Here is a 12,609-nt window from a genome sequence, read left to right as displayed (position 1 = left end):
CAATCGTCTGCGGAACTACACTCCGACGTCTGTTTGGAAATACAAGTGCCTAGGCAGGTTCGGCACCGCAGCGCCAATCGGGAGAGTAGAAGCCAACGCCTTCGATCAGCTGGTATCCCTGCAAAGCGGGATACCAAGCGGCCTCCATCGGTTGCAAGAAATCGTTCAATGCGGACATTGTTTCAAACCAATGTTCGCTCTCCCCCGACGACATTTCTTTCTGGCTGTCAGAATTCCTCAAGATCGCCAGCCAGTAGCCAGTAATTTGACCCAAAAGTTCTGTCTGTTCTGCTTCAACCCAATCAAGTGTGCGTTCCCGTCGTCCGCTTTGAGTGGGCAGCCCATCGGCTTCTACGACAATGTAATGATCTGCGAACCTACTTTTCGTAGCATAGCCCATGAATTCGGCCTGCCCTTTGCCAATATTTATTAGCGAGGGACCCCACTCTTCGGGGTCGGGAACCGAAGCTTCGATTTCTTGTAAGCGGCGAAGGTACGCTTCCTCGCTTTGTGCAAGGATTTTGCGCCTATTGGCTTTTGGCCACATTCCGATCATTGTCTGTTTCAGATGAAATACCACGATTAATTACATCTCAAATTTGGCGAGCACCAAAGTCGGAGTAGAACTGATCGCGGAAAATATTCGAGCAGAGATGTACGGTATGCAACGCATAGCACTCCTTATGCCCGTCCAAAAATTGGTAGCAAACTTCTGGCCCATGCCTCAGCTAACCAGCTTCCCGGCCCGGTAGACACTATGGGTCAGGTTCATTCCCGGACGGTAGGCCAGATGCGCAGCTGCCGGCGCATCAAGAACGTGCAGGTCTGCGCGCTTGCCGACCTCGATGGAGCCTACCTGGTCGGCGATGCCCAGCGCGAGCGCTCCGCCGTAGGTGGCGGCTTCGATGGCTTCGGCCAAGGACAGATTCATCTGCAGCACCGCGGTGGCCACGCAGAAGTTCATGTTGCTGGTGTAGCTGGTTCCTGGATTGCAATTGCTGGCCAGCGCGATGCCCACCCCTGCATCCAGCAGCTCGCGCCCTGGTGCCAGCGGCTGACGGGTCGACAAGTCGCAGGCCGGCAGGCAGGTGGCGACAGTCCCGGGCTTTCCGGAACGTGTCGTGCGGTCCCACTTGGCCCAGCTTCCGGCGAGCGCATGGATATCCGAGTCCTCAAGGTAATTGACGTGATCCACCGAATGGCTGCCGAATTCAACCGCAAGCTTCACTCCCGGGCCTGGGCCCAGCTGGTTTCCGTGGACCTTGGTTGCCAAATTCCGGTCTTGCGCTGCTTGCAGAACGCGGCGGGTTTGATCTTCATTGAAGGCGCCGCGTTCACAGAAGATATCCACAAAGTCGATGTCCTGTGCGACGGCCTCAAGCATGGGGCCGGCGACAAGGTCAGTATATTCATCGGCATCAGCGCCAGCGGGAACCAGATGGGCGCCGAGGAAGGTCAGGGTATCGGCGATGGGTCCGCCCAGGCGCGCATGGCGGCTTTCCTCCGATAGTTCCAGGCCATAGCCGGTCTTGGTTTCCATCCAGGTGGTCCCCATCGACAGGGCTTCGGCGCGGCGGGCGGCAACCAGGCCGGAGAGTTCCTCGTCGCTGAGGCTCCTGGTGGCCGAGGTGGTCACCGCGATTCCGCCGGCTGCGTAGGATTGGCCGGCCATGCGGGCAACAAATTCCTCGGCGCGGTCTCCCCCGAATATCAAGTGGCTGTGCGAGTCGACCCAGCCTGGCAGCACGGTTCGCCCTGACAGGTCGTGAACGGCATCGGCCGCTGGTGCATCTGTTGCAGCGCCGATCCATTCGATCCGGTCCTCGCGGATGAGCACGGCGGCATGCTCCAGTACGCTGCCCGCGGCATCAACGGTGACCAGTTGCGCGATATTCGTCAGCAATGTCGTACCCATATGGCGACCTTTCTTGTTCTGCGCAGCCCGTTGCGGGGCATCGCGAAATCCGTGGATGTTCTCCTTTGACGAGCCTACTGGCCCGCGCCGCGGCTGCGCCCTCGGCGCAGGCTATTCAGATCCGGGATTTCAGACAGAACGAGGGCCCCGGGGATCCGGGGCCCTCGCTGCACCTGCGGTTTCGGCTAGCCCTTGGTGGCCCCTGCCAGCAGGCCACGCACGAAGTACCGCTGCAAGGCGAAGAAGACCACCAGCGGGATGATCATCGAGATGAACGCACCGGCGGTAAGCAGCTCCCAGGATTGCCCGTAGGTTCCCGAAAGATCCTGCAGCGCCTTGGTGATTGGCAGGCCGCCGCCCGAGGTGAATACCGTGGCGACCAGCAGATCATTCCACACCCAGAGGAACTGGAAAATGCCGAAGGAGGCGATGGCCGGCATCGAGAGCGGAAGGACGATTTTCGAGAAGATCTTTCCATGCCCGGCACCGTCCACGCGGGCCGCTTCGATCACCTCGTCTGGGATCTCCGAGATGAAGTTGTGCAGCATGAAGATCGCCAGCGGCAAAGCGAAGATCGTGTGCGCGATCCATACCTTCGCATAGGCCCCATCCAGCCCGTTGACGCCCAGGCCCGGCAGGATGTACAGCCCGCCGATTTTCAGGCCATCGGAGAAGAGCTGGAGCAGGGGAACCAGGGCCATCTGGATCGGCACGATCTGCAGGGCGAATACCAGCACGAAGAGCGTGTTGCGGCCCTTGAAGTTGATCCAGGCGAAGGCGTAGGCCGCGAGGCTGGCGATGATGATCGGCACGATCGCCGCAGGAATGGTGATGACCAGCGAGTTCAGGAACGCCTTGGACAGCGGCAGGCTGTCTCCCGAGGAGAAGGCCTGCACGTAGTTATCCAGCGTGAAGGACGGGTTGGACAGCGCGGTCCACCAGCCCGAGCTCTTGATGTCATCGGCCTGCCTGAAGGAGGAGACAAAAAGGCCGAAGGTCGGAATGGTCCAGATCGCGGCGATGATGAAGGCCGCGATGGTGGCCCCGCGCGAGGTGGTGGCCTTGCGCAGCTTCCCGCTGGTTTTTTCGGTGGCCCGCATCAGGCGGCGAGAGGATTCGCTGACGGCGCTCATCGGATTCCCCTTTGCTTCTTATGCTGCCGCACGTTGTAGATGATGATCGGCAGCACCAGAATGAACAGGATGACCGCCAGGGCCGAGCTATAGCCGGTGCGTGCGCCGAGCTGGAACTGTCGCACCATTTCGAAGGCCAGCACGGTGGTATCCGAGCGGCCGCCAGTCATCGAAGAGACGATGTCGAAGACCTTGAGCGAGGCGATGGAAATGGTGGTCAAGACGACGATCACCGAGGAGCGGATCCCGGGCAAGGTGACATTGGCGAAGCGCTGCCATGGGCTGGCGCCGTCCAGGGCGGCGGCTTCGAGCTGTTCGGCCGGCACGCCCTTGATCGCCGCCGAGAGGATGACCATGGCGAACCCTGCCTGGGTCCAGATCAGGATGACCACCAGGAACAGGGTGTTCCATGGTTCCAGCCCGAGCCAGTCCACGGGCTCGGCACCGAAGGCGGTGATGATCGCGTTCAATACGCCGATCTGTTCGCCCTGGCGGGTGTCGTAGAAGAACTTGAAGATGATCGAGGCGCCCACGAAGGAGATGGCCATGGGCATGAAGACCATCAGCTTGAAGAACTTCTCGCCGCGCGACTTGTCGATGAAGACCGCATAGGCCAGGCCGATGATGGTGGACACCACGGGGGCCACGAGCACCCACACCAGGGTATTGAGCAGGGCGGTGACGCCATCGGGGCTGGTGAAGACCCAGATGAAGTTGCCCAGCCCGACAAATCCGGACCCGTCGTTGGCCATGAACGCGCTGATCGCGGTCCTGATCGTGGGATAGATCAGGCCGATAGCCAGCAGGAGCAGCGCGGGGGCCAGGAAGCCGCCCAGCTGAAGCAGCGAACCGGCACCTTCGCGCGATCGGCGGTCGGCGAGGTACAGCAGTGCTCCGAGCACCGCGGCGATTCCGGCCACCCACATCACCGAGTTGTACAGTCCCAAGGCCAGGAGAATGACCACGGGAACGAGGACCGCGGCCAGAAGCCGCAGCACGGTGAACGTGCGGCCGCGCCTGGTGGCGGCTTCCACGAAGGCGAGGATGAGCGCGATCAGGACGGCGAAGGCGGCCAGGATGATCGGCACCTGGATCAGCGGCGGCACCCCGGCCAGCCACTGGAAGAATTCAGACATGGTTCAAGCTCCTGTCATCACGCCAACGGCCGGGAGGCCCGGCCGTTGGCGAGGTGCGAGGTCGTGGCTAGGAGTCGTATCCGGACTGGATATTTTCCAGTACTTCCTTGGTTGGCTTGCCGTCGATCCAGTCGACCAGGCCCTTCCAGAAGGAGTCCGAGCCCACGCTCTTGGGCATCAGGTCCGAGCCGTCAAAGCGGAAGGTGGTGTTCGGATCCTGCAGCAGCTCCACCGCGGAACGCAAGAGGTCGCTGCTGGCGTTCTCCGGATCCAGTCCGGAGTTCGCCGAGATCACGCCGCCGAGACTGACGCGGCTGTTGGCCCAATCCGCGCTGGCCAGGTATTCCTGGACCTTGGCGGTGTCCTCGTCATTGGAGAAGGCCGCAACGAATTCGCCGCCGCCGACCACTGAGACCGGGTCATCGGCCTTGGCTGGCGGGGCGACGAAGGCCCAGACATCTCCGTCCGGAGCCACGGTGGCCTTCTTGCCGTCGGCGTTCTTGGCATCAAGGACGTAGCCTTCGAGGAAGGAAGCCTGGTGGGTCAGCGGGCAGGTGCCCTTGGCGACGGCGGTTCCCACATCGCCGAAGGCGGTGGCGTTGATCGACTTCACGTCGCCGTAGCCGGCGTTGACCTGCTCGGGGTCCAGCAGGATCTTTCCGACGGACTCGAAGGCGCTGGTGACCTCGGGCGAGGTGAATTCCAGGTCGCCGGCAACCCACTTGTCGTAGGCATCGGTTCCGGCCTGGCGCAATACGGCATCCTCGATCCAGTCGGTGCCCGGCCAGCCCGAAGCCTCGCCGGAGGCGAATCCGGCACACCAGGCAGGTTCATTGGTCTTCTTGGAGATCTCGGTGCCCAGGCTGGTCATCTCGTCCCAGGTCTGCGGCACGCTCACGCCCCATTCTTCGAATTGCTGGGGCGAGTACCAGATGTAGCCCTTGACGCTGGCCATCAATGGCACGCCGTATTGCACGCCATCAACCTTGCCGTAGTTCTGCCAGTCTTCGGACCAGTTGCTCGACAGCTGGCTCTGCACGGCTTCGGGGAGCTTTTGCACCTTGCCCTGAGCCACGGTGGCCTGCAGCAGGCCGGGCTGCGGGAACACGGCCAGGTCGGGGGTGTCGCCGCCCTGGACCTTGATGCCGATCTGCGATTCGAAGTTCTTATCGCCCGTATAGCGGATCTTGATGCCGTTTTCCTCGGACCACTTGGCCCAGGACTTCTCGAGCAATTCCGCCTCGATGCCGGTGACCGGGCCGTAGATGTCCACGACGCCGTCGGCCTGGCCCACCGGGGCTTCACCTGAGCCGGATGCGTTGGGGTCATTGGGGTCGACTCCCCCCGAACAGCCGGCCAGAAGCAGGCTGATGGCCGCTATTGAAAGGACCGGTGCAAGTTTCAGACCGCGTTGTGCTTTGTTCATGATGCCCTCCACGTCGAGTTGTGCCCTGCCGGCTTCGATGGCCTGGCACGGATGATCCCTCCCATAGTGACCCAGCTCATCGACGCGCGTCAACAGTCGGTGGTGGTCCCTGGCTGGATTTCCGGGGGCGACTCAGCGCGGGGCCGGGCCCGAACTGTCACGCACCATCATCTGCGGGGTGATCAGCTCCTGCACCGCGCCGGCGGTGCGGCCCTCGATTTTCTGCACCAGCGCGTCCACTGCGGCATGGGCAATCCGCTCCCCCGAGGGCGCCACGGTCGTCAGGGCGGGGGCAACCATTTCCGCGGAACGATCGCCCACACCCAGGGCGATCACCGACAGGTCCCCGGGAATCCGCAGCGACGCCATCCCCGCGGCGTTGACAAAACCCGCGGTGGCAAATTCCTTCAGGGCGAGCACTGCCGTGGGCCGCTGATCCATTGACAGGTAGGCGTCCAGGGCCTGGCGGCCGCCGCGGGCGTTGTTCTCCACCGGGACTTCTTGCATTTCCAGGCCGCGGCCAGCCACCGCATCCCAGATCGCGCGGGCCGTGCGGATGGCCGGCCCATTCCCGGCTTTCTGGTCCTCGATGGAGACGTTGATGTACAGGAGCGAGAGATGCCCGAGGCCGGCCAGGTAGTCCACGGCGATGCGCCCGGCTTCGGCGAAATCATTATCCACGTAGGAAAGGTCCGCGCTGTCATCGGGACGGCCGATGGAGGCGAAGGGGATGTTGGCCCGGCGCAGAACATCAAAGCGCGGATCGCTGATCGACACTTCCATGAGCAGCACCCCGGCCACCAGCTTCTGGCCGACCAGGCTTTCGAGCCCCATCACATCGGTCATCGGGTTGGACCAGAGCAGCATGTGGTAGCCCAAGGCCCGGGCGCGCTCCATGGCGGCGGTGACGTACTCGAATTCGGTGGAGGAATAGCCGTCCACGCTGGTGGGGAAATGCAGGGCGAGGATGCCGCGGCGCGCCCCGGCCAAGCCCTGGGCAAAGGCATCGGGGGTGTAGTTCAGCTCCCGCATGGCCGCCAGGACCTTGGCCTTGGTCGCGTCGGAGATCGTGCGCCGGCCGCTGATCGCATAGGACACGGTGCTGGGGGAAACGCCGGCCAAGCGCGCCACGTCATCCCTGGTCGCCATGAGTCCTCCGCCTTTGGTTATGCCAACTCGTAGTTCCTATTGAAACATGAGCACCGGCCGGCCCCTGGGTCAGCGGCTGGCGGCAAAGGCCTGGACGCAGGCCTCGATATCCTGTGCCGAGTGGGCCGCGGAGAGCTGCACGCGGATGCGCGCGGCCCCCTGGGGAACCACCGGGTAGCTGAAGGCGGTGACGAAGACGCCTTGCTCGAGCATCCTCGCCGCCACCTCGGCGGCCTTGATGGCATCGCCGAACATCACCGGGATGATGGCGTGCTCGCCGTCCAGCAGCTCGAAGCCCTCCTCGTTCATCCGGCGGCGGAAGTGCGCCGCGTTCTCGAAGAGCTTCTCGCGCAGGTCCCCGGAGCCTGCCACCAGTTCCAGCGCCTTGAGGGTTGCGGCCACGATCGACGGGGCCAGCGAGTTGGAGAACAGGTAGGGGCGGGCCTTCTGGCGCAGCATCGCCACGATTTCGCCGCGGCCTGAGACGTAGCCGCCCGAGGCGCCGCCCAGGGCCTTGCCGAAGGTGCCGGTGTAGATGTCCACGCGGTCCGAGACGCCGGCGTGCTCCGGGGTTCCGGCGCCGGTGGCGCCCATGAAGCCCACGGCGTGCGAGTCATCGACCATCACCAAAGCCCCATACTTGTCGGCCAGATCGCAGATGGCCTCCAGCGGAGCCAGGTAGCCGTCCATGGAGAACACGCCGTCGGTGACGATGATGGTGCGGCGGGCGCCGGCCCCGTCGTTCAGCTGGGCGGCGGCCTGCAGCTGCGTTTCCAGATCCGCCATGTCCTGGTTGGCGTAGCGGAAGCGCGCGGCCTTGGACAGGCGGATGCCGTCGATGATCGAGGCGTGGTTCAGCGCATCGGAGATGATGGCATCCTCCTTGCCGAACAGCGACTCGAAAACGCCGCCGTTGGCGTCGAAGCAGCTGGAGAAGAGGATGGTGTCCTGCGTGCCCAGGAACTCGGAGAGCTTGGCCTCCAGTTCCAGGTGCGCATCCTGGGTGCCGCAGATGAAGCGGACCGAGGCCATGCCGAAGCCGCGCTCGTCCATGGCGGTCTTGGCGGCGTCGATGATCTGCTGGTTATCGGCCAGGCCCAGGTAGTTGTTGGCGCAGAAGTTCAGCACCTGGCGTGCTTCGGCGCCCAGCGAGCCGGCCTTGATGGAGGCGGACTGCGCGGAGTCGATGTGGCGTTCGGCCTTGAACAGCCCGGAGGCCTTCAGCTCGTCGAGCTCGGCGGCCAGCTGGTCTTTGAGGTCGGTATACATGTGGATTGCTCCTTGTTGGTGCGGGGAATTCTTAGCCTTGGAAAACGGTCCAGTCCAGCACGACCTTGCCGCCGTGGCCGCTGCGGGCGGCATCGAAGCCCTGCTGCCATTGAGTAGCCGGAAGGAAGTCGGTGACTACCGAGGAGATGCGCTCGCGCATCACCTCGGAGGAGGTGAGCATGGCGCTCATGGCGTACCAGGTTTCGAACATTTCACGGCCGTAGATGCCGCGCAGGGTGAGCATGTGGGTGACTACCTTGCCCCAGTTGATATCGATCGAGGTGCTGGGCAGTCCCAGCATGCAGATCTTGCCGCCGTGGTTCATGTTTTCGATCATTTCCGGCAGGGCGGTCTTGTGGCCGGACATTTCCATGCCGTAGTCGAAGCCCTCGACCATGCCCAGCTGCTGCTGGGCTTCCTTGATCCGGGTGGTGGCCACGTTCACGGCCAGGTCGATGCCCATGGACTGCGCCAGTTCCAGGCGCTGTTCGGAGACGTCGGTGATGGCGATGTTGCGGGCACCGACGTGGCGGGCCACGGCGGCGGCCATCAGTCCGATGGGGCCGGCCCCGGTGATCAGCACGTCTTCGCCGACCATGGGGAACTGCAAGGCGGTGTGCACGGCATTGCCGAAGGGGTCGAAGATGGCGCCGAGCAGCGGGGTGATGCGCTCATCGCGATGGATGTAGACGTTGCTTTCGGGGATCGACACGTACTCGGCGAAGGCGCCATCGCGCTGGACGCCGAGAGAATCAACGTTGATGCACATCTGCTTGCGGCCGGCGCGGCAGTTGCGGCACAGCCCGCAGACCACGTGGCCCTCGCCGGAAACGCGGTCCCCGACCTTGACGCCGTGCACGAAGTCGCCGATCTCCACGACTTCGCCGTAGAACTCGTGGCCGGGAACCAGCGGGGTGTTGATCATGGCCTTGGCGGCATCGTCATAGGCCTCGATGTGCAGGTCGGTGCCGCAGATGCCGGCAGTCATGACACGGATTTTCACATCGTGCACACCTACTTCTGGTTCTGGGCGGTCCACGAGTTCCAGCCCAGCGTGCGGTCCGGACTTGTACAGTGCTTTCATGCGTGATCCTTTGCAGATGGCCGTCGGGTTCACACGCGACGGACTGTGTTGCTTCCAGTGTCGCACCGCACTCCCGGGGAAAACATATTAGAAGAACCACGATTTGCTGATCTATTGATTTAGCATTTACTTCATGGAATTACATCAGCTGCGGATCCTGCGCGAACTTGCGGATCTGGGGAGCGTCAATGCCGTGGCCAAGGCGCTGTTCGTCTCCCCTTCGGCCGTCTCCCAGCACTTGGCCCAGTTGCAGCGCGGGTTCCCGGCACCCCTGACGCAGAAGGAAGGCCGGCGCCTGGTGCTCACTTCCGAGGGCAAGCTGCTGGCTTCCGCGGCAGCGTCGGTGGCCTCGACACTGGCCGAAGCCTCGGCAAGAATACGCACCGTGGAGCAGGACAAGAATGTTCCCATCAAGATCGCCGGCTTCCATTCCATCGGGCAGACCATTTTTGCGCCGCTGCTAGCCCTGCCCGAAGGCCAGTTGCCGCCCCTGCATTTTTCCGATGAGGATGTGTCGCAGCAGGATTTCCCGGCACTGACCTCGACCTACGATTTGGTCCTGGCCCACCGCATGCCGCATACAGCCCCGTGGCCCGAAGAGCGCATCACGGTGATCCCGCTGGCCTTCGAACCATTGGATATCGCCATCCACAAGGATCACCGGTTGGCCGACTTCGATGAGCTCTCCCCCGAGCAGGTCATCGATGAACGCTGGGTTGTTTCCCGCGCGGGATATTCGCCGGCCGATGTCCTGGAAACCATCGCCGCGCTGGCGGGCAAGGCTCCGCAAATCGAGCACCGGGTCAACGACTATGCAACAGCTGGCGCGCTCGTCGAAGCCGGCGATTGCCTGGGGATATTGCCTCGATTCACGGCGCGGAGAACCCTGGATGAATCGGTGACTTTACGACCGATTAAAGGCATAAACTCCGGTCGACAAATCGACCTTTTATTGCGGGCAGAGCACCTGCACCGAAAGACCGTCAATGACGTCATCGAAGCTATTCGCACGGCGGTGCAGGGACTGGTTACCGGCTGATTTGCCGATTAGGTTTCTGAGCAAACAACTCAACGACGGTTTCATCGGGGTTGCTGAGAACTTTCCGTTGGCGGATCTGCCACGCCTAACAAAGTTACGTGAGTCCAAGACAATCAGCGGTTCCCGACAGCATTGTTTTAATGAGAGTTCTTGCAACAATCAACACTATGGAAGCCTCCAATTTCTACACCGGCATTTTTGCAGAACTTTACGCGCCACTAAAATCCACGAGCCAAGCTTGGGAGCCTTACGCGGAGTTTATCTCGCAGGAAGGTGAACCTGCACTCGAGCTGGGATGCGGCGACGGGGAACGCATTCTCGACTTGCGCCGAAATGGGTTCGACGTTGACGGTATCGATTCATCGACAGACATGCTCGCACGGTGCGCGCAGCAGGCAGCCCAGGCGGACATTGAAGTTGCACTCTTTCCTCAGCGCATGGAAGAGCTTGAATTACCCAGAAGATACCGTTCAATATTTCTCGCCGGCCCTACGTTCACGTTGCTTCCCGACGACGTGACTGCGTTGCGCGCCTTAAAGCGCATCCGTGGTCATCTTGCAGATGGAGACACCGCCCTAGTGCCTTTGTTCATCCCAGCACCCACCGACCCTCGCCAGCTTGGCATGGTCAGCGAAGTGGTTACCAAGGGCGGCGAGGTCTTGCCTTGTTCCATCGTTTCCGCGGATCGCGACGAAGACGCAAGGGTTCAACGCAATCTCCTCCGATACGAGAAGCATGCCAACGGTACTAGCGTGGTCGAGGATAGAACTTGGCTGTTGCACTGGTACACGCAGTCGGGATTTCGGCAACTCGCCGAAGCCGCTGGACTGGTCGTTGTCGCCCTACAAGACAAGGAAGGCCGTACGATCTCCACCGATGCGAACGCGACAGAGTTTAGAGTCGTTCTGCAATCCGCTCGCTAAATCTCCGCCGGCAACGGTCTACCTACACCAGAATGACCATGTGATGAGCATGTTCCGATCGAGATAATTAGGCTTAGCAACGGGCCAAACGATTCGAAGTGCTTCTGCCGTGCAGAAGGTTCCCCTTGCGGGCACGACGGCACGCGCTGCTTCGCATGTTTCGGCGCCCGCATGTTGCCCCTCAAGCGGTGAGCAACGCGAGCGGGATGACCGCCACTCCGTCTGGGCGACGGTAGGCGTAGGCGCCGGTGTTGATAACGACTAGATCGACAATTTGGTCAGGGGCTGATTCTTTTAGCCAGAGAAGATGACGAACGTCGTGGTCCGTGATCGAGGACTTGAGCTTCACTTCAAATCCCACAGCTTCCGCATGCCCGCGGTGAACAATGAAATCAATCTCATGCCGCCCGTCGTGGTCACGGAAGTGAGACACTTGTGCATCGTTTGCAGCGGCATAAGTTTGGAGGCTGAGAGCTGCGAGTGCCTCGAAGAAATCACCGAGGCGGGTACGGTCTCCATTATTGGTCGCAGGCTCAGCAGCAGACAGCAGTTTAGCTTCGTTGAGATTGAGCAGCCGCGCGGCCATTGCCGGATCGGCGAGAAAGTGCTTGGGCGCGAGGGCCGTGCGTGCCAGAATCTGTTGCTGAGGCGACCATGCATCGACCTGGTCAAGTAGAAATAGGCTGCCGAGAACGTCGCGATAGGCAATCGAAGTTTTTTTCGTCGGCCCCGTTGACTCACCTGGGTCGAGAGTGGCACCGATCTTCGTAAAGGTCGTCGCAGAGGCTGTAGCCGAGGCATAACCTCGAAGCCAGCCTCGTAAAAGCTCCGGACGCCGGATGCGATGTCCCTGTTCGGCAAAGTCGTGGGTGATGACACGCTCGATGTAGTCATCAAGCCAAACTCTGCGGGCACGATCACTCATCTGCCGGGCCTGAGGGAATCCAGAGGCGAGGATTTCACGGACATAGTCATGCAGTTCAACGTCGCTGGAACCTTGGATGTCAGGAGTGACTCCATCGAGCAGATCACGGACCCGGACGGTCGGTGTTGCTAGGTCGCGTTCCGCGACGGACAGAGGTCGCATCCGGAATCTGATGATTCGGCCGGCACCGGAGTGGAGTCGTGCGCCCACGGGTGCAGCGCTGCCAGCCAGGATGAATCGCTCGCCGGTCGAGTCACTGTCGACGAGCCGGCGTACACGGTCCCAGATCTCGGGGACATGTTGCCACTCATCAATGAGGACAGGGGTGTCCACTCTGCTCAGATACTTGGGATCGGCTTGGACTAGCTGCCGGATTTCAGGGAGGTCCAAGTCGAGAGTTGCCTTCGCCCGTTGTCTCCCGGTTGAGGTCTTGCCGATCGCGCGAGCCCCTTCAAGGCAGATCGCGGCGAACGAAGGAAACAGTTCGTCGATTGAGTCGTCGATGATCCTCCGTTGGTACCCAGCCACTACGCAACCACACCCCGCCCTCTGTTGGACCACCACATCGATTATTTGTACTATACCTTTTTGATCTTCCCTAGTACACCTT

The 12,609-nt window shown here is 61.8% G+C and carries 11 protein-coding genes; 2 read left to right on the top strand and 9 right to left on the bottom strand.

All coding sequences use genetic code 11. The annotated features are described in order from the left end of the window. Positions 1–49 precede the first annotated feature (49 nt). The 8 genes from OF385_RS04300 to tdh form a co-directional block, all read right to left on the bottom strand. On the bottom strand, positions 50–547 hold the full coding sequence (locus tag OF385_RS04300; RefSeq protein ID WP_264277145.1) for a hypothetical protein: 498 nt from the start codon (positions 545–547) through the stop codon (positions 50–52). A 177-nt stretch (positions 548–724) separates the two neighbouring features. Next, a complete protein-coding gene (hutI, locus tag OF385_RS04295) occupies positions 725–1,915 on the bottom strand; it encodes an imidazolonepropionase (RefSeq protein WP_264277144.1) in 1,191 nt (396 codons plus the stop codon). 185 nt (positions 1,916–2,100) lie between these two features. Further along, positions 2,101–3,048: a carbohydrate ABC transporter permease gene (locus OF385_RS04290; RefSeq protein WP_264277143.1), complete on the bottom strand. Its 948-nt coding sequence runs from the start codon at positions 3,046–3,048 to the stop codon at positions 2,101–2,103. Then, positions 3,045–4,184 (bottom strand): carbohydrate ABC transporter permease, encoded by a 1,140-nt coding sequence (locus OF385_RS04285; protein WP_264277142.1) that lies wholly within the window; start codon positions 4,182–4,184, stop codon positions 3,045–3,047. Before OF385_RS04285 ends, OF385_RS04290 begins: the two co-directional genes overlap by 4 nt. Before the next feature lie 67 nt (positions 4,185–4,251). Then, positions 4,252–5,610, bottom strand: a complete 1,359-nt coding sequence (locus tag OF385_RS04280; RefSeq protein WP_264277141.1) for an ABC transporter substrate-binding protein — start codon at positions 5,608–5,610, stop codon at positions 4,252–4,254. A 132-nt stretch (positions 5,611–5,742) separates the two neighbouring features. Next, positions 5,743–6,759 carry a LacI family DNA-binding transcriptional regulator gene (locus OF385_RS04275; protein ID WP_264277140.1) on the bottom strand — a complete coding sequence of 339 codons (1,017 nt, stop codon included), beginning with the start codon at positions 6,757–6,759 and terminating at the stop codon, positions 5,743–5,745. Between the two features lie 69 nt (positions 6,760–6,828). Then, positions 6,829–8,028 (bottom strand): glycine C-acetyltransferase, encoded by a 1,200-nt coding sequence (locus OF385_RS04270; RefSeq protein WP_264277139.1) that lies wholly within the window; start codon positions 8,026–8,028, stop codon positions 6,829–6,831. A 31-nt stretch (positions 8,029–8,059) separates the two neighbouring features. Next, positions 8,060–9,112, bottom strand: coding sequence for an L-threonine 3-dehydrogenase (tdh, locus tag OF385_RS04265; protein ID WP_264277138.1), 1,053 nt, complete (start codon positions 9,110–9,112; stop codon positions 8,060–8,062). A gap of 133 nt (positions 9,113–9,245) precedes the next feature. Between tdh and OF385_RS04260 the strand changes: the two genes are divergently transcribed. After that, entirely contained in the window at positions 9,246–10,151 is a 906-nt protein-coding gene (locus OF385_RS04260) for a LysR family transcriptional regulator (protein ID WP_264277137.1), read from the top strand. A gap of 167 nt (positions 10,152–10,318) precedes the next feature. Further along, positions 10,319–11,074: a class I SAM-dependent methyltransferase gene (locus tag OF385_RS04255; protein ID WP_264277136.1), complete on the top strand. Its 756-nt coding sequence runs from the start codon at positions 10,319–10,321 to the stop codon at positions 11,072–11,074. A 181-nt stretch (positions 11,075–11,255) separates the two neighbouring features. Here the strand turns inward: OF385_RS04255 and OF385_RS04250 are convergent, their stop codons facing one another. After that, positions 11,256–12,527, bottom strand: coding sequence for an ATP-binding protein (locus OF385_RS04250; protein ID WP_264277135.1), 1,272 nt, complete (start codon positions 12,525–12,527; stop codon positions 11,256–11,258). Positions 12,528–12,609: the final 82 nt, after the last annotated feature.

Source organism: Glutamicibacter sp. JL.03c (assembly GCF_025854375.1).
Classification (GTDB): Bacteria; Actinomycetota; Actinomycetes; order Actinomycetales; family Micrococcaceae; genus Glutamicibacter.
The sequence above is the reverse complement of the archived record's forward strand: the minus strand, read 5'-3'. Positions and strand labels throughout refer to the sequence as shown.